At 52.0% G+C, this 21,785-nt stretch carries 20 protein-coding genes and 2 pseudogenes; 9 read left to right on the top strand and 13 right to left on the bottom strand.

Annotation, left to right across the window (positions count from 1 at the left end; all coding sequences use genetic code 11):
* Positions 1-11: 11 nt before the first annotated feature.
* Together CWM53_RS11965 and CWM53_RS11975 are read right to left on the bottom strand one after the other, a co-directional pair.
* Entirely contained in the window at positions 12-1,037 is a 1,026-nt protein-coding gene (locus CWM53_RS11965; RefSeq protein ID WP_061154523.1) for an amino acid ABC transporter substrate-binding protein, read from the bottom strand.
* A gap of 548 nt (positions 1,038-1,585) precedes the next feature.
* Positions 1,586-2,520, bottom strand: a pseudogene (locus CWM53_RS11975) (LysR substrate-binding domain-containing protein).
* A gap of 99 nt (positions 2,521-2,619) precedes the next feature.
* On the opposite strand from CWM53_RS11975, the gene CWM53_RS11980 reads away from it, so the two are divergent.
* The 6 genes from CWM53_RS11980 (at position 2,620) to CWM53_RS12005 (ending at position 10,454) form a co-directional block, all read left to right on the top strand.
* Positions 2,620-3,054 (top strand): DMT family transporter, encoded by a 435-nt coding sequence (locus CWM53_RS11980; RefSeq protein ID WP_085334002.1) that lies wholly within the window; start codon positions 2,620-2,622, stop codon positions 3,052-3,054.
* Between the two features lie 9 nt (positions 3,055-3,063).
* On the top strand, positions 3,064-3,555 hold the full coding sequence (locus CWM53_RS11985) for a DMT family transporter (RefSeq protein ID WP_100729650.1): 492 nt from the start codon (positions 3,064-3,066) through the stop codon (positions 3,553-3,555).
* Between the two features lie 842 nt (positions 3,556-4,397).
* The gene (locus CWM53_RS11990) at positions 4,398-5,993 is read left to right on the top strand and encodes a carbohydrate porin (protein WP_100729651.1); all 1,596 of its coding nucleotides are present in this window, start codon (positions 4,398-4,400) and stop codon (positions 5,991-5,993) included.
* A gap of 270 nt (positions 5,994-6,263) precedes the next feature.
* Positions 6,264-8,132: a beta-glucoside-specific PTS transporter subunit IIABC gene (locus CWM53_RS11995; protein ID WP_100675773.1), complete on the top strand. Its 1,869-nt coding sequence runs from the start codon at positions 6,264-6,266 to the stop codon at positions 8,130-8,132.
* Positions 8,133-8,136: 4 nt separating this feature from the next.
* Complete coding sequence (locus tag CWM53_RS12000) at positions 8,137-9,597, top strand: glycoside hydrolase family 1 protein (RefSeq protein WP_100675559.1); 1,461 nt, start codon at positions 8,137-8,139, stop codon at positions 9,595-9,597.
* A 23-nt stretch (positions 9,598-9,620) separates the two neighbouring features.
* Entirely contained in the window at positions 9,621-10,454 is an 834-nt protein-coding gene (locus CWM53_RS12005) for a PRD domain-containing protein (RefSeq protein WP_100729652.1), read from the top strand.
* Positions 10,455-10,526: 72 nt separating this feature from the next.
* Here the strand turns inward: CWM53_RS12005 and CWM53_RS12010 are convergent, their stop codons facing one another.
* Positions 10,527-11,402: a LysR family transcriptional regulator gene (locus tag CWM53_RS12010; protein WP_100750795.1), complete on the bottom strand. Its 876-nt coding sequence runs from the start codon at positions 11,400-11,402 to the stop codon at positions 10,527-10,529.
* Between the two features lie 129 nt (positions 11,403-11,531).
* Here CWM53_RS12010 and gstA point away from each other — a divergent pair, with 129 nt between their 5' ends.
* Positions 11,532-12,146, top strand: a complete 615-nt coding sequence (gene gstA, locus CWM53_RS12015; RefSeq protein ID WP_100729654.1) for a glutathione transferase GstA — start codon at positions 11,532-11,534, stop codon at positions 12,144-12,146.
* 48 nt (positions 12,147-12,194) lie between these two features.
* On the opposite strand, the gene CWM53_RS12020 is transcribed toward gstA, so the two are convergent.
* Entirely contained in the window at positions 12,195-12,509 is a 315-nt protein-coding gene (locus CWM53_RS12020; protein ID WP_012968173.1) for a PTS sugar transporter subunit IIB, read from the bottom strand.
* Between the two features lie 101 nt (positions 12,510-12,610).
* Positions 12,611-13,663 carry a GlxA family transcriptional regulator gene (locus CWM53_RS12025; protein WP_074385801.1) on the bottom strand — a complete coding sequence of 351 codons (1,053 nt, stop codon included), beginning with the start codon at positions 13,661-13,663 and terminating at the stop codon, positions 12,611-12,613.
* Between the two features lie 174 nt (positions 13,664-13,837).
* Here CWM53_RS12025 and CWM53_RS12030 point away from each other — a divergent pair, with 174 nt between their 5' ends.
* Both CWM53_RS12030 and CWM53_RS12035 read left to right on the top strand, forming a co-directional pair.
* The gene (locus CWM53_RS12030) at positions 13,838-14,566 is read left to right on the top strand and encodes an alpha/beta fold hydrolase (RefSeq protein ID WP_100630739.1); all 729 of its coding nucleotides are present in this window, start codon (positions 13,838-13,840) and stop codon (positions 14,564-14,566) included.
* A 121-nt stretch (positions 14,567-14,687) separates the two neighbouring features.
* The gene (locus tag CWM53_RS12035) at positions 14,688-14,996 is read left to right on the top strand and encodes a YciI family protein (protein WP_064179717.1); all 309 of its coding nucleotides are present in this window, start codon (positions 14,688-14,690) and stop codon (positions 14,994-14,996) included.
* A gap of 63 nt (positions 14,997-15,059) precedes the next feature.
* Here CWM53_RS12035 and fabF read toward each other — a convergent pair whose 3' ends face one another.
* From fabF to hpxX, 8 genes and pseudogenes are all read right to left on the bottom strand, one after another.
* Positions 15,060-16,334, bottom strand: coding sequence for a beta-ketoacyl-ACP synthase II (gene fabF / locus CWM53_RS12040; RefSeq protein WP_100630493.1), 1,275 nt, complete (start codon positions 16,332-16,334; stop codon positions 15,060-15,062).
* A 19-nt stretch (positions 16,335-16,353) separates the two neighbouring features.
* The gene (locus CWM53_RS12045; RefSeq protein ID WP_100729655.1) at positions 16,354-17,916 is read right to left on the bottom strand and encodes a DHA2 family efflux MFS transporter permease subunit; all 1,563 of its coding nucleotides are present in this window, start codon (positions 17,914-17,916) and stop codon (positions 16,354-16,356) included.
* Complete coding sequence (locus tag CWM53_RS12050) at positions 17,913-18,956, bottom strand: HlyD family secretion protein (RefSeq protein ID WP_100729656.1); 1,044 nt, start codon at positions 18,954-18,956, stop codon at positions 17,913-17,915. Before CWM53_RS12050 ends, CWM53_RS12045 begins: the two co-directional genes overlap by 4 nt.
* Complete coding sequence (locus tag CWM53_RS12055; RefSeq protein WP_100729657.1) at positions 18,940-19,497, bottom strand: winged helix-turn-helix transcriptional regulator; 558 nt, start codon at positions 19,495-19,497, stop codon at positions 18,940-18,942. Before CWM53_RS12055 ends, CWM53_RS12050 begins: the two co-directional genes overlap by 17 nt.
* A pseudogene (locus tag CWM53_RS31010) lies at positions 19,494-19,613 on the bottom strand (hypothetical protein); the annotation flags it as partial. The pseudogene CWM53_RS31010 and the gene CWM53_RS12055, both read right to left, overlap by 4 nt.
* Positions 19,614-19,814: 201 nt before the next feature.
* Positions 19,815-20,201: an oxalurate catabolism protein HpxZ gene (hpxZ, locus tag CWM53_RS12060; RefSeq protein WP_002905421.1), complete on the bottom strand. Its 387-nt coding sequence runs from the start codon at positions 20,199-20,201 to the stop codon at positions 19,815-19,817.
* A complete protein-coding gene (locus CWM53_RS12065; protein WP_100729658.1) occupies positions 20,198-21,595 on the bottom strand; it encodes an AtzE family amidohydrolase in 1,398 nt (465 codons plus the stop codon). Before CWM53_RS12065 ends, hpxZ begins: the two co-directional genes overlap by 4 nt.
* Positions 21,592-21,777, bottom strand: coding sequence for an oxalurate catabolism protein HpxX (gene hpxX / locus CWM53_RS12070; protein ID WP_100729659.1), 186 nt, complete (start codon positions 21,775-21,777; stop codon positions 21,592-21,594). The genes CWM53_RS12065 and hpxX overlap by 4 nt, the downstream gene beginning before the upstream one ends.
* Positions 21,778-21,785: the final 8 nt, after the last annotated feature.

Here is a 21,785-nt window from a genome sequence, read left to right on the forward strand (position 1 = left end):
GGAAGGCAGAATTAACGTACCGGCGGTGCGTACTGGATGCCGCCCTGGTTCCAGAGCGCATTCTGTCCACGCGCGATTTTCAGAGCACTATCTTTACCGACGTTGCGGTCAAAACTTTCCTGGTAGTTACCCACCTGTTTAATAATGTTGAACGCCCATTTGTTGTCGAGCTTCAGATCTTTGCCAAAGTCACCTTCAGCCCCCAGGAGGTGAGCAATGTCAGGGTTAGACGGTTTTGCCGCCATCTGCTCAACGTTTTTCGACGTGATCCCCATCTCTTCTGCGTTCAGCATGGCGTACAGAGACCATTTAACGATGGTGAACCAGTCGTCATCTCCACGGCGAACCACTGGACCCAGCGGCTCTTTTGAAATCACTTCTGGCAGAACAACAAATTCATCCGGTTTGCCCAGCTTAATACGCAGCGCATACAGTTGAGACTGGTCGGAAGCCAGCGTATCGCAACGACCGCTGTCGAGGGCTTTCGCGGACTCGTCAGAGCGATCAAAGGTCACTGGTGTGTATTGCATTTTGTTGGCTTTGAAGTAATCAGCCACGTTCAGTTCAGTATCCGTACCGGCCTGGATACATACGGTGGCGCCATCCAATTCTTTAGCGCTTTTGAGACCCGCTTTTTTATGGGTCAGGAAGCCAATGCCGTCATAGTAGTTAACCCCCGCGAACAAGAACCCCATCCCGCCATCGCGCGAAGAAGTCCAGGTTGTATTACGCGACAGAATATCCACTTCACCTGATTGCAGGGCGGTAAAACGCTCTTTGGCCGTCAGCGGGGTATATTTGACCTTGCTGGCATCGCCAAACACTGCCGCTGCCGTAGCACGGCAGATATCGACATCAATACCGGTGAATTTGCCGCTCGCATCTGCATAAGAGAAGCCCGGTAAACCATCACTGATACCGCACTGAACAAACCCTTTTTTCTTAATTGCATCCAGCGTGGTACCCGCATGCGCTTGCTGCGCGACAGCGAACAGAGAAGCCGCGGCGACCAGTGTGGAGAACATTATTTTTTTCATAAATCATCCTGTGTGGATAAGTCGTGGTGTTATGTGGTTGTGTTGGGCACTGTACCGTGCATTTTTCATGTGGCGGTCTGCCATTTTGGCTTAAGCAAATTTGATGCCATGCCTTCATATCGCTGAATTTACGAGAGGATTTGCGCATAATCTGAATCTGCAAGTAAGTTACACTCACTCTTGAGCACTAAAAGGAGACAATGTGAATCTTGGTGAGCAAAAACAGTGCAAAAGTTTCACGAAAGAAAGCAGCATGAGCCAAATAAGTTGTTGGCAATGGAATTTAATGACGAAACGGCTTACGGGTATAGAAAGTGGATTTTTAAGGGCGAAAAGGGGAGGCGCTGGACAATATCGTTGACAGTAGAGGAAAATTTGCAGGCAAAATCGAACTATTTTACCTGCAACTATTGTTTCTCTCAGGAAGCTAAATGTTTCATCACTTATTGCTGATTTGCCATTGATACAGCAATACCAGGTTTAAAGCCCCACTCACTTCAGTCATAAGCAGGATACAAAATTCAAGCCGAGCAATAAAGTTGCAGAACTTATTGAGACTGCCAGTAAAGCGGTGAACCGAACGCGTCTATGTAGTAATCGATAATCGCCCGAACGTTCAGCGGAGGGTGGCGGGCATTCGGATAGATTGCCGCGATGTGCTGTGGCTCCGTTTTTATGGACCTATCCAGTTCCGGCAGCAGTCCGACAAGCTCGCCGCTCTTCAGCCGGTCTCCAATCAGCCAGTCAGGAAACAGCACAATCCCCATCCCCCCAAGTGCGGCAATCAGCAGGGTTTCAGCATTATTCGATGACATCAGGGGCGAGACGGGATAGTGCACCCATTCCTCTCCGCGCCTGCGCAGCAGCCATTGGTTTGGTCCTGACGAACCGCGATAGACCAGGCATTTATGCCGCGCGAGCTCTTCGGGTGATCCCAGCATGCCGTGCCGGCGGATGTAATCCGGTGACGCGGCAAGATGATAGAACTGCTGGCCAAACACGCGCGCATGAAAGGCGGAATCCGTCAGCACGCCAATCCGGAAAATCACGTCAGCCGGCTCCCGGTGCGGATCGATGTAATCATCCTTCAGCGTAAGCTCAATACTGAGCTTCGGATATCGCTCCGTCAGGCCGGGTAACGCGGGTGCGACATGGCGTTGTCCAAAGAATACCGGTGCGTTTATGCGGACCATTCCGGAAGGCTCAAGCATTCTCTCGTTGAGTTCCCGCCGCGCCTCCTCCATGCTGCCCGTCATCGCTCGCGCATAGCGGATAAAAAGATGGCCGCTTTCCGTCGGGATTATCGCCCGGGTATTGCGGTAAAAAAGCTGCTGCCCGAGCACATCCTCCATCTGATGGATGACGCGCGAAACCTGAGAGGCTGATATCCCTTCCCGCCGTGCCACCACCGAGAAATTCTGCGTTCATAAACGTCTATAAAAATCAGCAGGGCGCGAATACTGATGTTCCCAAGCTCACTCATTAATGCATATCCTGCACAGGTGTTTATCTCATTATGGCATTTTTCACATCCATGTTAAGTCGTAATCTTCTCCGCCTGGACTACGGGAGATTGATTGCTATGCAACTAATATTGATTTTTATCGTCATTGCCGGAGGCATGGGACTGTCCATAGAGGCAGGATTGCTCGGGCCACTGGGTGGGGAGGTCGGTGACCTCTGGGCGACCTTCAGCATATTTGGCGTGGGCGCGGCGCTGACCTTCCTGCTGATGCTTTTTTTCAGCCCGCGTAACAGCCCGTCATTCTTTGCGCAACCAGCGTGGCAGCTACTTGGCGGCGTGCTTGGGCCGATTTACGTCATCATCCTGACCGTGGTAACGCCGGCAATCGGCATCGCCATGACTATGATTGGCATCCTGGCAGGCCAGGTGTTCAAGAGCCTGATTATCGATCACTTCGGCCTGCTCGGTACGTCGCACAGGAAAATTGACAGTAAACGTATTATTGCGCTGATTTTCATCATTGCAGCGCTGGTTATGGTTGCACAGGGTTAAATTAACTTTATGACTATTATCATGATTCTTCTTGCCGTCGCTGGTGGCGCCATGCTGAGTACCCAGGCGGCTATCAATGGCCAGCTGGGCAGCAAGGTCGGCGTATTCAAAAGCGCGTTCCTGACATTTTCTGTTGGCGCACTGGTGACGGGGCTGCTGATCTTTTTCTTCGAACCCAAACACACCCTGACGTTGATGGAGGTACCTAAATGGCAACTGCTGGGCGCAATGTTTGGCGTACCGTATATCGTCATTATGGTACTGGCCGTCCAGCGTATTGGCGCGGCAGTTGCTACGGTCGCTGTCATTTTTGGCCAGTTAACCATGAGCATGCTGATCGATAACTTCGGCTGGCTGGGCAATGCGTCGATTCCATTCTCGATGAGCCGTCTCGGCGCCATTGTCTGCCTGGGTATCGCGCTGTTCTTCATTTACTCCAGCAGCAGGTCAAAAGCCGCAACGGCGAAAATGCCCAGGCAGCAGGAAAACGCTAACACATAAGCCCAGGCAGTTCAGATGCTCTCTCTGAAGAATGCCAGAAATATCCTGGCACTCTTCAGGTGTTACACGGCAATACCATGGGCATATTATCAGGGACAAAAAACCGGTGCGCGTAGGGTTTATCCCGCTTTTGCTATTGAGAAAGGTCGTTTAATTTGCTTCCGGCAACGGTTGAAATTTGTAAGGTATGTCACATTTTTAAAAAATATCAAAGTAAGCTATTGTAAAACACTCCTACAAAATATTTAAATACACAGGCAGAACGACAGGCGTGTAACTGGTAAAGCAGGCAAGACCTGAGATGAGCGATGAATTTAGACCTATTCATTGTTCATCTCAGGTCTTTTTTTTTTGCATTTGAGGTAGCAAATGGATTCCAAAAAAACAGCGCAGAAAATACGTAAATTGAACGGCGTGGCAAGCAATTTTGAACATATTTAACATTGTTTTCCCGGCTACGACTCAGCTTAAATGACAAAAAACTTTCTGCTCCGGACAATCCAAATGGCGTCAGGCTTACTTTTATCGGGAAGGGCGGTCATCTGCGTGCATTTGTAACAACAGAACTGTTGTGACGAGATAAGGCAAGAGAAGTATCCGTTCACGTTGCGAATCAGCACTGTTAAAGGAGCTACAACAATAAAATAATTTTGAAAGCATTTTTTATTTCCAAAAACAAGATTAATGATAAGAATTGCTCCGTTTCACTGGAGTTAAATAGCTATGAAATAATCAGGCTAAATACGCTTGCTTACCATATATATTTCAACCTGGAAAGGCGGGGCATAATTTTATTTTAATATGCGCTTTTACCCCTGTATTTTATATGAGAATTTTAAAATATGAACAAGACTATTCTATTTTGCCTTATCTCTGCCATGTTCAGCAATGCTTATGGACAGAGTTTAACAGTGGAAGAGAGACTGGCTTTGCTTGAGAAACAACTCCAGGAAAACACTGCAGAATTAAAAAGCACAAAAGCAGAATTAACCAAGTATAAGCAAGCTGATAAAACAAACAGAAACACAGTCAACTCAGTAGATGAAAAAAGCCAGCCAACAACAAATTCTGCCACTTCAACTATTGTTGCAGCATCGAGTACTAGCAACAAAACAGGCAATAGTGCCACGACTAAAGTTAATAATGATCTTACATTGAAAGAAATTAGTGACTTTGTTAAAAACGATATTGGATTTTCGTACAATGGTTATTTCCGTTCTGGTTGGGGAACGGCTAATCATGGATCGCCAAAAGAATATGCTATTGGATCTCTTGGCCGTTTCGGCAATGAATATACCTCATGGTTCGATCTTCAACTCAAGCAGAAAGTGTACGACCAGGATGGTAGAACTGCACATGCTGTCGTTATGCTGGATGGTAATGTGGGTGAGCAATACAACAATGCAGTCTTTGATAAAGATGCCGAGAGTAACTTACAATTTTCTGATATCTATCTCACGACGAAGGGATTTCTTAATTTTGCCCCTGAAGCTGATTTTTGGGTAGGTAAGCACTATCTGCCTAAGTATGAGATACAGATGCTTGACTGGAAAAGCGTCAGAACAGAAAGCGGAGCAGGGCTCGGTATAGAAAACTGGAAAATGGGTCCAGGCAAATTTAACGTTGCTGTAGTGCGGCAAGACCTGAACGCGCGCGCTCTTGATTATGATACATCAGGAAATTCATTACAGATCAATACGAATGCGCTTGATATACGTTATCGTGAAATTCCCTTATGGGACAAGGCAACATTAGAACTTGATGGTCGCTATAACATGGCAAACAAATCAGATGTCGTGAAGTCAGGAGAGGCTGATGGTCAGTATTATCATGTAAAAGATGCCTGGCTGGTAGGTGCGATTTTAAGGCAGAAGTTTGACGCAGGGGGTTATGACGAATTAACCCTGCAAGCTGCCGATAATTCTATTGCCAGTTCTTTTGCAAAAATTTCTGGAGCAAACCCAACATTTGGGAGTGGTGATAACTATTATGGAAATCACACAAATGGCAAGGCATTCAGAATAATTTCTCAAGGGGAATTTTACCCCACGGGAAACACTATTATTGCACACGCACTAGTATATTCAAATGGTAATGATATATTTAGCTATGATACTGGTGCTCATACAGATTTTGAAAGTTATCGAAGTGTCATCCGTCCTGCTTATATCTGGGATAAATTCAACCAGACCGGGGTAGAACTCGGATGGTTTAGACAGGATAACAAAACTCAAGAGCAGACATATAGTGAATCAGGTTACAAAACAACATTGTATCATGCGCTTAAAGTTAATACATCAATCCTAACCTCAAGGCCAGAAATTCGTTTCTATACAACGTATATCCGGGCAAACCAGAACGAGATATCGAATTATCAATTCAACGATAATAAAAAAGATCAATTGTCTATTGGCGCTCAAGCTGAGGTGTGGTGGTAACTATCGGTTAAGATAAAGCAAATATAATACAGGAGGAAAATATTCTCGGGAGGATTTTTATATCGTGGTCATTTACGAGGATTATTATGTGATAACTGTCAAATTTTGATAAAAGATGGGTTAATTGTATTGCCTGTAACTATGTATATAGTATATTGTTGGCAAATATGTAGTACAGGCGTGTAACTGGTAATGCAGGCAAGACCTGAAATTCTCCCCCTCTTTTGGGGTGAGAATTTCAGGTCTTTTTTTTTGCTCATGAGGCAACTTATGGATCATCTAAATACTGGGCGTTCAATTCTCAAATTAGTCGGTGGAGCAGGTAACATCGAACACATTGAACATTGCTCAACCAGATTGCGATTAAGCTTGTATGACAATGCTAAAGTTGAAGTATCTGACCTCAAAAAATTACCTGAGGTAATGGGTGTCGTGACAAATGTGCAGTGTCAGATAGTCATTGGCAAAGACGTTGTTAAAGTGTTTGATGCTATTAGATCGTTAATGGCTAATGATGCTGACGCAAAACAGAAGCCAGGAACCAAGAAGAAATGGAATGCATGGTTGATTGATTTTGTTATCAGTATCTTTCAACCACTCATACCTGCAATTGCAGGTGGCGGCGTGCTGAAATCCATTTTAATTATTTTGAATATGGCTGGATGGCTGACTAAAGACAGTTCGACATATCAAATTTTGGACTGCATCGGAACCGCGCCTATTTATTTTTTACCCTTACTTATCGCCATCACTACTGCGAATAAGCTTAAAGTTAATCCATTAGTTGCATTGACTGCTGTCTCAGTCTTGTTGTTGCCCACATTTACTACCCTGGCAAAACAAGGTGCAACGTTAATGACTTTCGACATTACGAACGTCTCCTATGCAGCGCAGGTGTTTCCCGCAATTCTCTGTGTTATTTTTTATGCACAAACGGAATCTCTTTTCAATCGTTATACGCCTAATGCATTACGTGGTTTCTTATCGCCCATGTTATCGCTGGTCACGACGGTCCCCGTCACATTGCTTATCCTTGGCCCATTAGGTTTTGAAATGGGTTCTCTGTTAACGCATCTGATCCTTTGGATGCATGGCAAATTTGGATTCATCGCAACAGGCTTACTTGCGGGCGGACTGCCATTTATTGTAGCGGCCGGTATGCATAAACCTTTCCTCCCTTATGCCATAATGTCAATGGGGCAAACAGGTAAAGAATCTTTGTATAACCCGGCTTCCTTAGCTCACAATATCGCTGAAGCAGGAGCCTGCCTTGCCGTTTCGCTAAAAAGTAAAGATAAAATGTTTAAAGGGACTGCTCTTTCCTCTGGAATATCAGCTCTGTTTGGCATTACTGAACCTGCACTTTACGGGATTACTTTACTGCATAGGCCAGTACTGATCTCTGTGATGTTGGGTGCAATGGTCGGTGGATCCTTCATGGGATTTATGATGGTCTCAGCTTATGCAATAGTAGCGCCGAGCCTTGCCAGTATCTCAATTTTTGCGTCACCGGATAATCCAACCAGTTTGATATATGCAATCATCGGTGCACTTGTTTCATTCTGCCTGGCATTTTTATCAACATTATTCTTCTGGAAAGAAAAAACGGCAACGCCCCATCCAGAGGAGGAAATGCCCAAATTTGAGAAGACTGAAGCCACTGCTAATCCAGTCTTAATGAATGACTTTACCTTTACCAGTCCGGTTGAAGGGAAAGTCATCCCCCTGACAGATGTCAACGACGATGTATTTTCTTCAAAAATCATGGGGGATGGTATCGCTATCGTTCCAACTGTGGGAGCACTATATGCACCTGCCGATGGCGTTATTGAGCATGTGTTCGAAAGTGGCCATGCAGCCAGCATGATGACTACCCATGGAGTAGAGGTTATCTTTCATATAGGAATTGATACGATACAAATGAACGGTCAAGGCTTTCACCCGAAAATTACAGATGGCCAACACGTTAAAGCGGGTGAACTATTAATCGAATTTGATATTGATGAAATAACTAAAGCGGGTTATGACCCAGTCGTAATAATGGTTATTACCAATAGCGATCGTTTTATGATGAAGCCGTCGAACGATCATTCCAATACACTCCAGCAGTTTAATATTTTTTCATTAAAAGAGGCTTGATATTATGTCGAAATCTATTCTTCCCAAGAATTTTTTATGGGGTGCAGCCATTGCAGCCAATCAGGCAGAGGGTGCATGGAACGTTGACGGCAAAGGGCCTTCTGTTGCAGATGCAGTTGCCTATAAGGCGCATTTGAGCACAAGCGACTATGCCGGCCATATGGCCGTATCTGATCAAAACGTGAGTGATGCGCTTGAGGGGAAGAATGATCAAAATTACCCTAAACGCAGAGGCATAGATTTTTATCATCGTTACAAAGAAGACTTAGCGCTTTTTGCCGAAATGGGTATAAAAGTCCTGCGCGTATCAATCGCATGGTCACGAATCTTCCCAACAGGTGAAGATGAGCAACCGAATGAAAAGGGATTACAGTTCTATGAAAATATGTTCACTGAAATGCGCAGACTTGGCATTGAACCATTGGTTACGCTCTCACATTATGAAATGCCATTAGCATTGAGTGAGAAGTATAATGGCTGGGTCCACCGAAATGTTGTTGATGCGTTTGTACGCTTTTCAAATGTATGCTTTGACCGTTATAAGAATTTGGTACGTTACTGGTTAACATTCAACGAAATTGATAGCATTCATCGGCATCCTTTTACGACAGCGGGTGTCCGCGAAGAAAAAAGTCAACCAGGAGAAAGCACGCAGGATATTTATCAGGCGTTGCATCATCAGTTTGTTGCTTCGGCGTTAGCGACAAGAGACTGCCACGAAAAGATACCTGGCAGCCAGGTCGGATGTATGCTTACTAAGTTAACAACTTACCCACTGACCTGTCATCCTGCTGACGTAGAAGCCACTCTGAAAAAAAATCTCGAAAACTATTTTTATTCAGATGTTCAGATTAAAGGCGAATATCCACCATTAATTAAGCGGGACCTGGAACTGCGTAATATCAAGATAAAAATGCAGCCGGATGATTTGGAAACGTTACGTCGCTATACTGTAGATTTCCTTTCATTCAGCTATTATATGTCCATCACGGAATCTGTTCAGTCCGATGCAGAGCGCACGGCAGGAAATACTATCATGGGTGTAAAAAACCCTCATCTACCGGCTTCTGAATGGGGATGGCAAATAGATCCTGTAGGGCTTAAAATTTCGCTACTGGAGCTTTACGATCGATATCAAATTCCTTTATTTATTGTTGAAAATGGGTTTGGTGCAAAAGATACAGTGGTTGATGGGAAGATACATGACGATTACCGTATTAATTATTTTCGTGCGCATTTTGAGCAGATGATTGAAGCTGTCAAAGAAGGTGTCGATTTAATAGGGTATACGAGTTGGGGAACAATTGATATTATTAGTGCTGGAACGTCGCAAATGACCAAACGCTATGGTTTTATTTATGTAGATCAAGATGACGAGGGGAACGGTTCTTTGAATCGGTTACGCAAGGACTCCTTCTATTGGTATCGCAAGGTCATAGCGACTAACGGGACTGATTTAAGTTAATCATTGCTACCGCGGGAACTGAGATGAAAGTTAAAAAGTCCTTAAATAACAGCATGTTGCTTGCCGAAAATGACGGTAAAGAGATGATGCTCTTTGGCAAAGGTATCGGTTTTAACACCAAGCCAGGGACAATTATCGACTTGCAAAGTGTAGAACAGGTCTTTATGCCTTTGGATACCCTCAAGTCGCGACATTATCTGTCACTAACGGACACAATTCCCGCGGATTTCTTTGAGATCACTCATGAAATTGTCAAGCTGGCTCAAGCACATTACAGCGAAAAGCTTAATTCAGTTTTATTATTCACCCTCGCGGAACACTTGCATTTTGCTGTTGAACGCTGTAAGACAAATACGAACATTGCGAATAAACTGACCTGGGAAATAAAGCGGTACTATCAGAAAGAGTATAGCATTGGCGAGTTGGCAAGAGATTTGGTATCAGCTAAGTTTGCGGTGAGCCTTCCTGATGACGAGGCTGTACACATTGCTTTTCATATTATCAATGCAACTTTTCAATTTGATGAGACTAACGCACATAAGCAAGTAGAGTTAGTGAACAGAATTGCTGAAATTGTACGTTATAAACTCAATCAAAATATTGATGTTAATTCAATTCACTATGCCAGGTTTATTACGCATTTAAGATATTTCGCTGAAAGGGTATTAAATAATAGCCTTGCAACAGAAGAAACTGACGACTTCTATAATGAGTTAATTCGTTTCCATCCAAAAGCGATGGTGGTTGCTGAGGTGATTCGTGACTTTATAAAAAGCAATTACGCCATTGCTATTCCTAATGATGAACTTACCTGGTTAGGCATACATATCAGCAAACTCAGTAAGTATTCAAAGTAAAATTTTAGTTTGGGAACAGGAGTGAGGTTAGAGATTGATGCCATCGCGATGAGATGATTCACGCTTGAGCGCTCATCTTCTTTTACGTAGCGCATCAAGCAGCGCCTGTGTGGCATCAGAAGACGTTCCGGATGGCGAACAAACCAGCCCAAATTCACGATGAATAGCCGGCGTCACTGGCGCCACGCACAGGTTGCGCAAGGACTCCGGCAGGGCGGATTCCGGTACCAGCGCGACGCCCATCTCTTCACCGACCAGTTTACAGGCGCTTATCCAGTCGCGAACCGTCACGCGGATATCTGAGAGTTGCAACCCGGCCTTTTCCATCAGGCTTTTGCCATTCACGACACAGCCGCCCGTCGCCAGAACAAAGGGCTGGTCCGCCAGCGCCTTTAGCGTTATTCCATCAGCTCTCGCATGCTGTGCCAGCCGATGGCTGGCGGGAAGGACCGCGACCCATGCATCCTGTCCTAATACCACCTCTGCACGTCCGGGAACGGGATTCATGACTACCCCAAGCTCAACGGTGTCTGCGGCAAGCCACGCTTCGACTTCTTCGTCAGAGCCTTCCAGCACGACAACGTCAATACCCGGATGCAGGCGCTTAACGTCGCGCAGCAGGCCGGGCAACAAGGTAGACGTCACGGAGGGAAAACTGGCCAGCCGAATGCGACCGTGGGTGACGTTCCGGCCCCGATCAGCCAGTTCGCGGATGGCGTTCAGTTGCGAAAGCATGTTTCTGGCATGTTCAACCACCTGCTCACCGAGGGCGGTAATCCCGATGTATCGTCGATCACGGGTAAATACCGGAAAACCCAGGGAAGCCTCCAGCTGGGCAATGGCCTGGCTGGCGCCGGACTGGGTCATGCCTATCTCCTCGGCAGCGCGTGAGATATTGCTAGCATCCGCCACGGCTACCAGCAGGCGCCAGTGTAAAAGATTCATCATGATTATCAGTAGCTCAGCTAATAGTTCTTTTCTATATCATTAATTTTACAGTGCGATCGGCGTTAAATACAGTGTGCTGAGGATCGTTCAGGACGTTGTCCGACGGCTTTACACATTAACGGAGACAAGATGAAACTCTATTACGCGCCAGATACCTGTTCATTATCACCGCACATCGTGCTGCGCGAGCTGAACCTTGAGTTTGAACTGGTGAGAGTCAACAACAGAAGCAAGATCACCGCTGATGGTCGCGACTTCCTCACCATTAACCCGAAAGGGTATGTCGCTGCGCTTGAGCTGGATGATGGGCAGATACTCACCGAGGGGCCGGCGATGGTGCAGTACCTTGCCGATCGTAAACCCGAATATGGCCTGGCGCCGCGCGCGGGCAGCTGGGAAAGGGTGCGCCTGCAGGAATGGCTTAACTTTATCACCAGTGAAATACACGCGGGTTCGGCACCGCTGTTTAATCCCGCGCTGCCGGAAGACGTCAGAACGATGTTCCGGGACAAGCTATTCCGACGGTTCGATTTTCTCCAGACGACGCTCAGCGAAAAAAACTATCTGACGGGGTCATCCTTTAGCGTGGCGGATGCCTACCTCTTCACGGTGCTGGGATGGTGCAAATTCTTCGCGATCCCTCTGGATCGCTGGCCAGCGCTATCGTCGTACATGGAAATAATAAATGCCCGTCCTGCTGTACAGGCGGCATTACTGGCTGAAGCGTCTCAACAGGGCAGGTAGAAGGCGACATGCGTAGAAAAGGCCGCGCAAAAGAGGCGGCCTTCGGTGTCAGACTGCTAGTTCAGGCATCTGCGCCATCACAAACGCGAAAACTTTTTCCGCGTCGAGTGAGGCATAGGGCAGACTTTCAATCACCGCAATAGAACGAGCGTCGCCAACGATCCCTCTTATCTCCGCGACCTTATACTGAATATGCGGCGCAACGAGAAATCCGTCGAAAGCGGGCGCCACGCTGGCAAAATTTTCCAGGCCCACTGCGCTGACAATGAGAGGATGGCCCTTTTTTTCCGCCAGTAACTGTATCTTTTTGGCGAGAGAATTGGCGGTGTTGCCAAACAAACAACATATCAGAAGCTTTTTCATGGTGTTACCTCCTGAGAATTAATCACAGGATATGACTCGCCATGCACATAAAATGAGCGCCACCTCATAATTGCGCGAAGAATTCATCATGATGATGATTTCTAAGCATCATGCCTGCTGACCACCTGAGAGAGGTTGTTTACGGATAATGAAGACGATGGGGTCTGATTTTTGATCCGCTCTTTGTAATTCCCAGGCGACATGCCCATGACACGACTGAAAGCCCGCCTGAATGCGGTCTCATCACTATATCCGCAGGCGTTGGCGACCTGAGAAATCGTTTTGCCAGGAATATCCAGCATAAGCGTCGCCGTTTCAATACGAACCCGCGTGATAAAGTTTTTCGGATTCTCCTGGATCAGCGCCATCATTTTGCGATTGAGGGTACGGGGTGTCAGATTCAAGGCCTCAGCCAGCTGATCTACCGTGATGCCGGGGTTTTGATAACGCACCAGATGTTCAGCCTTCATCAGAAGAGGATGCCTTGAATTAAGAAATCCGGCAGGCGCATAAAGCTGCTGTGACAATGGCTGGCTATCCGCAACGGCCATATCAGCCGTCAGTTTGGCAATCTCATTGCCCGCATATTTGCGAACAATATAGATAACCAGGTCAATCCACGAAAACGGGCCTCCTGTGGTAATGATGTTGTCCTGTTCTGCCATGACTTTCCCCCAGACGGGCTTCGCCAGAGGGTATCGCGATCGCAAGGTATGATACAGCCACCAGGTCGTGGTACAGGCGCGTCCGTTGAGTAACCCGGCTTCACCCAGGATAAATCCACCGGCGCAGGCCCCTGCAATGCAGCTGCCCTGAAGATATTTTTCTTTCATCCATTCTGCGGCAGCGGTAACGGCCTCTTGCGCGAGGGGAAGCTTCTGCTCGTCAAGCTGCATACCGCTGGCAATAACCAGATCAACAGGTTCGGCATCATTGAACGAGCCATCGCTAACGATTTTTCTCCCCTGTACGTCCATGACTGGCAGGCCATCGGCGGTGACCACCATGACCTCAAAAAACGGTGTCGTCCGTGCAATATCCGCGTTGACTTGCGGATTTTGGACGATGATCTGATTGGCGAGCCAGAACATGTCGGCTATGCCGGCAAGTGCCGATCTCATGCTGCCCGGTATAGCCAGTAACGCAATTCGCATGGTGAGTCCTGGGAAAAAAATTTTGTCTGATTTAGCATGATACCTGTCTTTTAAGACACTTTATAGGTTTCAGCCTGGCGCGTTAAAGTGTTCAAAGTTCTTTTAACGTCAACGGTAGAGTGAGAGTCGATGAACCATTTTCTTAAGAAAAACATTCGTCTGGGAGCATTCGTTATGTCTTTGATGACCTCATTCGCCTCGCCTCTCCGGGCAGAGGCGACGGATATTAAAAACATTGTTCTGGTCCACGGGGCGTTTGCGGATGGCTCCAGCTGGTCTGCCGTTATCCCGTTGCTTCAGGCTGACGGTTATCACGTCACCGCCGTGCAGAATCCCTTGACCTCATTGCAGGATGACGTGACGGCGACGGAACGCGTCCTCGATCGTCAGAAGGGCGGCGTTCTTCTGGTGGGGCATTCATGGGCTGGCGCGGTTATTACCCAGGCAGGTAATGCATCAAACGTGAAGGGACTGGTCTACCTTTCTGCCCTGGCGCCGGACTCAGGAGAATCTGTCGCCGATGCGCTGACACGGCTTAATGCGCCGATGGAGGGGATGCAGGCGGATAAAAACGGCTTGATCTGGCTGGATGATGCGAATGCTTTTCATCAGATCATGGCGAATGACCTTTCTGCATCACAGGCACGCCTTCTGGCGGCGCAGCAGCAGCCCATCGCCGCGGGCGCCTTCAGCGAAAAGATAGAGACCGCCGCCTGGCATAGCAGGCCATCATGGTACCTGATCACCGAAAATGACCATGCGCTGAATACGTCGGTCCAGGCGCGTTTTGCCCACGAGATGGGCGCCCACATTTCGCGGATGAATTCCGGTCACCTGTCCATGATTTCCCATCCCGCTCAGGTCGCTGAATTGATTAATCAGGCGGCGCTCAGCATAAAATAAATTCAGCGTTAGCTGGAGTCATGAAACCCGTTATTCAGACATGTGCAATTAAAAGAAATAAGTCAGACATTGAGATCAGTTTTCAGAACAACAACGACGATTTGCTAATGAGGTGTAGGCCATGATGCACGCGATAACATTGACATACCTGAGTTCGGAAGAGGAAATCTCAGCCCATCTTGAGGCACACAAGCAATGGCTGGTGAGAGGAATTAAAGAAGGAAAAATTCTGTTTGCCGGCCCTGTTGATAATCATGCCGGTGGGTTCATTCTTATGCGCGGAAACGATAAGCCCTTGATTCACGCTTTTCTGCAGGAAGATCCTTTTATCGAGCACAACATTGCTGATGCGGTGCTGCTCAGTTTTGAACCCCTGTTATGCGCTCAGGGCGTGCCTGTTGCATGGGCAGATAAGGCTAAATTTATTTAATCCATGTGGCGCGTCCGTGTTCTGATTACCCCCGCCGGCCAGTGCCGGCGGGGGAGCTGACGATTATTCCCAGCGTTTCAGCAGCAGGCTGGCGTTAACGCCGCCAAAGCCAAAACCGTTTGACAGCGCATAACGCATTTTCTGCGGGCGGGCCTGCAGCGCCACCAGGTTCAGGCCTGCTGCGTCTTCATCGGGGTGATGCAGGTTCAGCGTCGGCGGCACCACCTGGTCACGCAGCGCCTGAATGGTAAAGATGGCCTCAATCCCGCCGGCCGCGCCTAACAGATGGCCGGTGGCGGATTTCGTCGAGGTAATGGCGACCGGATGGGCGCCAAACAGCGTTTTAATCGCCGCCAGCTCACCCTTGTCACCGACCTGCGTTGAGGTGGCGTGGGCATTGATATGATCAATCTCTTCGACGGTCACCCCGGCCTGGCGAAGGGCGGTTTCCATGGCCCGACGCGCGCCGTTACCGTCTTCCGGGCCTGCGGTCAGGTGATAAGCATCTGCGCTGGTGCCGTAGCCCACCAGCTCGGCCAGCGGCGTGGCGCCGCGCGCCAGCGCGTGCTCCAGTGACTCGATCACGATAAGCCCCGCGCCTTCTCCCATCACAAAACCATCGCGGTCACGGTCAAAGGGGCGGGATGCGGCTTCCGGCTGGTCGCTGGAGGCGCTGGACAGCGCCCGCGCTGCGGCAAAACCGGCCAGACTAACGCGATGAATCGCCGCTTCCGCGCCGCCGCAGAGGGCGATATCCGCCTCGCCGCTGCGGATCATCCGCGCCGCATCGCCAATGGCCTGGGCGCCTGCCGCACAGGCGGTGACCGGCGCGCCGATGGGGCCCCGGAAGCCGTGGGCGATAGACACATGCCCGGCGGCCAGGTTGGCCAGAAAAGAGGGGATGGTGAACGGCGAGAGGCGACGCGGCCCGCGTTCATCGGTGGTATGTACCGCATTGGCGATCTCGCTGAACCCGCCGATCCCGGTGGCGATCACCGTGGCGGTGCGTTCCTGTTCGGCCTCGGATGCTGGCGACCAACCGGCCTGGGCCAGCGCTTCGCGGGCGGCGACCAGCGCAAACTCAATAAAGCGATCCATCTTTTTGCGCTCTTTCGCCGGGATGGTCGCCAGCGGGTCGAAGCCGTGCAGCGGATCGCTGTCAATGGACGGCACCTGGCCGGCCACTTTGCAGGGAATATCTGCGACCAGCTGCTCGCTGAGCCGGGTGATCCCTGACTTTCCTGCCAGCAGCGACTGCCAGACGTGCTGTACGCCGCAGCCCAGCGGGCTGACAATCCCCATCCCGGTGACGACAATGCGTTTAACGGAAACGCCCATAGTTAACTCTCCTGTAGTATCAGTGTGCCGGCGGCTTTTTCATCAAGGGAACCAGCAGCGCGGCAAGCAAAAAACCCATCATGATGAGGTAGAAAGCATCGGAAAATGCCTGAGTTCGCGCCTCCCGCAGCGTCAGTGCGGAAAGATTTTTCAGTGCCGCCGTCTGCGCGGCATCCGGTGAGAGTCCCTGAACGGCGAAGTTTGCCGCGCTGCGCTGAACAAAATCGCTCATCGCCAGGTTGGCGTTATTCAGATGGTCCGCCAGACGGCTGTAGTGCAAATTGGTTCTGTCATTAAGCACCGTCCCGCACAGGGCGATGCCGATGGCACCCCCGAGGTTGCGCATCAGATTAAACAGCCCGGAGGCCAGCTTCAGGCGCGCGGACGGCAGGCTGCCCAGCGTCAGGGTCACCGTTGGCGCGACGGCAAACTGCTGCGCCAGTCCGCGAAACGCCTGTGGGATCAGCAACTGGTCCGCCCCCCAGTCGTGGGTGATCGGGACAAAGCTATACATCGACACCGCAAAGCCGATCAGCCCGGCCATCAACAGCCAGCGCAGGTCGACGCGGTTGGCGAGCCACGAATAAAACGGAATAGACATGACCTGGAACAGGCCGGTGGAAAATACCGCCAGGCCGATCTCCAGCGCGCTGAAACCGCGCACGCTACCGAGATACAGCGGGGTTAAATAGATGGTGGCGAAGATGCCGACGCCGGCCATAAACGAGAAATAGCAGCCGAGGCTAAAGGTTCGGTCCTGCAGGGCCCGGAGATCCATCACTGGCTGCGGATGGCGCAGGGTGCGGATCACAAAGGCCACGCCGCAGAGCAGGGCGACCCAGGCGGTGGTCGTCAGGGTCGCGTCATCAAACCAGCCCCAGCGCGGACCTTCTTCAAGGGTATATTCCAGGCAGCCGAGGGACAAGGCCAGCAGCAGAATACTGAGATAGTCGGCGCCGCGCAGCAGCGAGGGGTCGGCGCTGTCCACTTTCACCAGCAGCGGCACTGCCACCGCGATGTAAATCCCCGGAACAACGTTGATGAAGAACAGCCAGTGCCAGTTGTAGTTTTCGGTGATCCAGCCGCCCACCGTCGGACCCAGCGTGGGGGCGAGGGAGGCCAGGCCGCCGATCGTCGCCGCGGCGATGACTCGCTGTTTGCCCTGAAAAAAGGCGAAGGCGGTGGTGAACACCAGAGGGATCATCGACCCGCCCGCCAGTCCCTGCAGGGCGCGGAAGGCGATCATACTCTGGATGTTCCACGCCCAGCCGCACAGCAGACTCATCAGCGTGAAGCCCGCCGCGGAAGCGGCGAACAGCCAGCGGGTCGACATGACCCGGGCCAGCCAGCCGGAAAGCGGGATAATAATGATCTCGGCGATCAGGTAGCTGGTTTGTACCCAGACGGTTTCATCGTCGCCCGCCGACAGGCCGCCGCCGATATCCCGCAGCGAGGCGGAGACGATCTGGATATCGATAAGCGCGATAAACATCCCCACGCACATGCTGGCGAAGGCGAAGATCTTCTTTGCCGTCGGCATCGACAGTCCCTTCGGGGCAGACAGCGCCTGAACGGTGCTCATCGAGGGCTCTTCTCGTTCACGGTGACGATCACCGACAGTCCCGGGCGCAGGACGTCAAGCTTTGCCCCGTCACCTTCCAGCGCAATGCGGACCGGTACCCGCTGCACGATTTTAGTGAAATTGCCCGTCGCGTTCTCTGCGGGCAGAATGCTGAAGCGTGAGCCGGTCGCCGGCGCCAGGCTGGCGACATGCCCCTTAAAGGTATGGTTCGGCAGCACATCGGCGACGATGGTCACCGGCTGACCGGCACGCATATGCGCCAGCTGGTTTTCCTTGAAGTTGGCGTCAATCCACAGGCCGTGCGCGGGTACCAGGGAGAGCAGCTGCGTACCGCTGCTGACGAACGAGCCGGACCACGCGCGGCGGTTGCCAATCACCCCATCGAACGGTGCGCGAATGTCGGTATAGCTGAGGTTCAGCCTGGCCATCTCGAGGTTAGCCTGGGCCTGCGCCAGGGCAGCCAGGGTTTGCTGCTGGCGAGCATCCAGCACCGCCAGCTGACGTTCGGCCACGGTTTTATCCGCTTTGGCCTTCTCCTGCTCGGCGTGCGCCCGGCGGTAATCGGCGGAGGCGTTATCGCGGATCTGTGCGGAAATCGCGCTCGACGCGGCCAGGGCGTTATAGCGTCGGTTGTCGTTAGCCAGTTTTTCGGTTGCCGCCGTGGCGGCCAGTAACGAGGCCGCAGAACCGGCAATGGTCGCCTGCTGTAGCTGGCGGGTGGCCAGGATATCGGCCAGCGCGGCCTGCTGCGCCGCCACTTCTCCGGCGGCTTTAGCGAGGGCGGCGCGATAATCGCGGTCGTCAATGCGGATCAACAGGTCGCCTTTTTTCACCGCCATGTTGTCCTGCACCGCCAGCTGCTGGATATAGCCAGAGACTTTGCTGGAAATGGCGCTAATGTCGCCGCCAACATAGGCGTCATCGGTGGTCTGCATAAAGCGCCCGGTATGCCACCAGTAAGCGCCGTAGCTCGCTGCCGCCAGGGCGGCGACGCCGAGTGCCGCCAGGATGAGGACGCTTTTCTTACTGGCCGGATTCATTGCTGGCCTCTCTGTAGGGTTCAGGCTGGAATTTTTGCCCGCTATCGCCTTCGAGTTTGCGCTGCAGATATTCATGACGGTATTTCATCATCGGCGAGGCTGCTGGCCCCGGTACCATGGTGTATTTACCCGGGATAATCTCTTCCCCGGTTGCTTTATCGACCATGATCGGATCCACCCGCCGCTGGGTTGCCGTTTCCACCAGCTGCATCTGACGGCCTTCGGGAGCGAAGTGGCGATTACCCCATTCCGCCAGCGCCAGCAATACCATGCGAAAATCGCGGCCGCTTTGCGTGAGATGGTATTCGTAGCGCGGCGGGGTGCTGCTGTAGCAAACCTTCTCCAGCAGCCCGTCGTCGACCAGCGCCTTCAGGCGGCGCGACAGAATATTGGGCGCGACGTTGCTGCTTTTCTGGAACTCGTCAAAGCGGGTAAAGCCCGCGAAGGCGTCGCGCAGGATCATGATGCTCCAGCTGTCGCCGATGCGGCCAAGGCTGCGGGCAATGGGGCAGGGAGCGTGGCAAAGCGGTTCATTTTTCATGGGCTGTCCAGTAACCAGGTGGCTTTTGCCAGCAAATTGACATAGTCACTATCAAAATGCAAGTTACTCTTCATTGTACCCTGGGAAGAAGCCGCTCCCGTTCCGCTACGTCGTTTCTCCTTTGAATGCCGAAAAGAGGGACAGTCACCGCCGCCACCTTATTCCTGCTTTGCCGTAATAAGAGATAAAAATCGCTGATGGCGGATGAAGTATTTTAATAATGATAGAAATCGATATGGTGGGTAATGATCTTGTTACCGGACCGGGAGCGGGCCGGTGGATACCTTATTCCCCCGGCCCGCTCCCGTATACGCCACTCAGTCCATCAGACTGACCTGCGCGGCGACAATCCGCCAGCCGTAGGGGAAGCGTACCCAGGTCTGCTGCTGGCGGCCAAGGCGCGCGCTGCCTTCGCGAGTGAACTCGGTGCTGCACACCGCCATATCCGCCCCAAAGGTGGTAATGGTGGTATGGCGCAGATCGCGGGCCAGCCCGGCGGCGGGGCGGGCGGCACGAAAGGCGCGGATCGCCTCGATGCCATACAGATTTTCGCCGGCTCCCAGCCGTACGGTGCGCGGGTCGTGCCAGAACAGCGCATCCAGCGCCTCGATATTATTGCTGACCAGCGCCTCTTCATACTGATAAAACGCCGCCGTCACCTCGGCGAGGATCGCCGGGCGGTCTACATTATCCAGATTGATCATGCTGCACTCTCCGCCACTCGGGCATCGGTAATGCCCATCGCTTCCAGCGCCCGCGCGGCGCGAAGACAGGCTTGTTCGTTAAACGGCGCGGCAATCAGCTGCAGGCCAATCGGCTTGCCGCTGGCGGTGCGCAGGGGGACGGTCACCACCGGCAGGCCGAGGAAGGAGATCGGCTGCGTTAGCATTCCCATGCTGGCGCGTACCGGCAGCGGCTGGCCGTTAATCACCATCTCCTCCGCGCCTATCGGCGTGGCGCTGCATGGGGTAGCGGGGGCGATCAGCACGTCGGCCTGGCTGAACAGGGATTTCATCGCCTGGCGAGCATGACGGCGGAAACGCTGCGCCTGCAGATACCATGCGGAGGGGATCATCGCCCCGGCCAGCAGCCGCTCGCGGGAGTGGGGTTCAAAACGCTCTGGCGAGTGACGAAGATCCGCCAGGTACTGATTGCCGCCTTCGCTGGCGCTGATGATAAAGGCCGCCGAGCGGGCCAGCGCGGCATCCGCGAACTGCAGCTCGCTGTCGGCGCCCAGCGCGTGGGCGACCCGATCCACGGCCGCCCGGGCGTCGTCATCGCACCAGGTGGTGAAATAGCCGCCCAGCCGCGCGCAGCGCAATCCCTCCAGCCCCCGCTCCAGCAGATTGCCGGTGCGCTCGCTGGCTTTATCAGCCTGAAAGTCATCGGCCGGGTCGCGCCCCTGCAAGGCGTCATACACCGCGGCGAGGTCGGCCACCCGGCGGGCAAAGGGACCAATATGATCCAGACTGTCGACAAACGGATGACTGCCGGAGCGCGAAAGGCGGCCGAAAGTGGGTTTCAGGCCAAAGATCCCGCACAGCGACGCGGGGACGCGGATCGAGCCGTTGGTGTCGCTGCCGAGGCTGAAATGAACCAGCCCGGCCGCCACCGCTGCGGCCGAACCGCCGGAAGATCCGCCGGCGATCCGCGACAGATCGTGCGGATTGCGCGTCGCGCCATAGTGGCTGTTTTCAGTGGTAAAGCCGTAGGCGTAGGCGTCCATATTGAGCATCCCGCTGAGCAGGGCGCCGGCGCTGTGCAGCTGGCGCACCGCCCAGCTGTCGCTGGTCGCCGGCGGCCGGTCGCTCAGCAGTTCCGCCCCGGCGAGGGTGGTATGCCCGGCGACATCAAACAGATTCTTTACCGCATAGGGAATGCCTGCCAGCGGCGGCAGGGGGCGCTTTTCCCGGCGCAGGGCGTCAATGCTGTCGGCTTCTGCCAGCATGCGCTGGGCGGTGACCTCGGTCCAGGCGTTGATCTGCGGATTCACGCGGGCGATATCGTCCAGCGTCTGGCGGGCGATCTCCCGGGCGCTGAGTTCGCCATCGTGCAGCGCACGCTGGAGCTCGGCAATGGTGAAGTGATGAAGAGTCATGCTTTATACACCCCCGCAATCTCCTCGCGCGGCCCGAGGGGATACTCCATCAGCGGCTGCGCCATGGCGGCGATGCGGGTAAACTGGCGCTCCAGCTCCTCACGACGGGGTGCATCCAGCTCCAGGTGCAACAGGTGAGTCATCTGCGTCAGATACTCGCTCCAGTCTGGCTGTGTGGTCATGGTCTGTT

It is taken from the genome of Klebsiella sp. A-Nf5 (genome assembly GCF_002810545.1).
GTDB classification, from domain to species: Bacteria; Pseudomonadota; Gammaproteobacteria; order Enterobacterales; family Enterobacteriaceae; genus Klebsiella; species Klebsiella variicola.

Excerpts from the sequence above, each read along its gene's own strand:
- hpxX (WP_100729659.1), bottom strand. The coding sequence starts at position 21,777 with ATGACCACACAGCCAGACTGGAGCGAGTATCTGACGCAGATGACTCAC.
- CWM53_RS11995 (WP_100675773.1), top strand. The coding sequence starts at position 6,264 with ATGGATCATCTAAATACTGGGCGTTCAATTCTCAAATTAGTCGGTGGA.
- CWM53_RS12005 (WP_100729652.1), top strand. The coding sequence starts at position 9,621 with ATGAAAGTTAAAAAGTCCTTAAATAACAGCATGTTGCTTGCCGAAAAT.
- CWM53_RS11985 (WP_100729650.1), top strand. The coding sequence starts at position 3,064 with ATGACTATTATCATGATTCTTCTTGCCGTCGCTGGTGGCGCCATGCTG.
- CWM53_RS12035 (WP_064179717.1), top strand. The coding sequence starts at position 14,688 with ATGATGCACGCGATAACATTGACATACCTGAGTTCGGAAGAGGAAATC.
- CWM53_RS12045 (WP_100729655.1), bottom strand. The coding sequence starts at position 17,916 with ATGAGCACCGTTCAGGCGCTGTCTGCCCCGAAGGGACTGTCGATGCCG.
- CWM53_RS12000 (WP_100675559.1), top strand. The coding sequence starts at position 8,137 with ATGTCGAAATCTATTCTTCCCAAGAATTTTTTATGGGGTGCAGCCATT.
- hpxZ (WP_002905421.1), bottom strand. The coding sequence starts at position 20,201 with ATGATCAATCTGGATAATGTAGACCGCCCGGCGATCCTCGCCGAGGTG.
- CWM53_RS12065 (WP_100729658.1), bottom strand. The coding sequence starts at position 21,595 with ATGACTCTTCATCACTTCACCATTGCCGAGCTCCAGCGTGCGCTGCAC.
- CWM53_RS11965 (WP_061154523.1), bottom strand. The coding sequence starts at position 1,037 with ATGAAAAAAATAATGTTCTCCACACTGGTCGCCGCGGCTTCTCTGTTC.
- CWM53_RS12010 (WP_100750795.1), bottom strand. The coding sequence starts at position 11,402 with ATGATGAATCTTTTACACTGGCGCCTGCTGGTAGCCGTGGCGGATGCT.
- fabF (WP_100630493.1), bottom strand. The coding sequence starts at position 16,334 with ATGGGCGTTTCCGTTAAACGCATTGTCGTCACCGGGATGGGGATTGTC.
- CWM53_RS12030 (WP_100630739.1), top strand. The coding sequence starts at position 13,838 with ATGTCTTTGATGACCTCATTCGCCTCGCCTCTCCGGGCAGAGGCGACG.
- CWM53_RS11990 (WP_100729651.1), top strand. The coding sequence starts at position 4,398 with ATGAACAAGACTATTCTATTTTGCCTTATCTCTGCCATGTTCAGCAAT.
- CWM53_RS11980 (WP_085334002.1), top strand. The coding sequence starts at position 2,620 with ATGCAACTAATATTGATTTTTATCGTCATTGCCGGAGGCATGGGACTG.
- CWM53_RS12050 (WP_100729656.1), bottom strand. The coding sequence starts at position 18,956 with ATGAATCCGGCCAGTAAGAAAAGCGTCCTCATCCTGGCGGCACTCGGC.
- CWM53_RS12055 (WP_100729657.1), bottom strand. The coding sequence starts at position 19,497 with ATGAAAAATGAACCGCTTTGCCACGCTCCCTGCCCCATTGCCCGCAGC.
- CWM53_RS12020 (WP_012968173.1), bottom strand. The coding sequence starts at position 12,509 with ATGAAAAAGCTTCTGATATGTTGTTTGTTTGGCAACACCGCCAATTCT.
- CWM53_RS12025 (WP_074385801.1), bottom strand. The coding sequence starts at position 13,663 with ATGCGAATTGCGTTACTGGCTATACCGGGCAGCATGAGATCGGCACTT.
- gstA (WP_100729654.1), top strand. The coding sequence starts at position 11,532 with ATGAAACTCTATTACGCGCCAGATACCTGTTCATTATCACCGCACATC.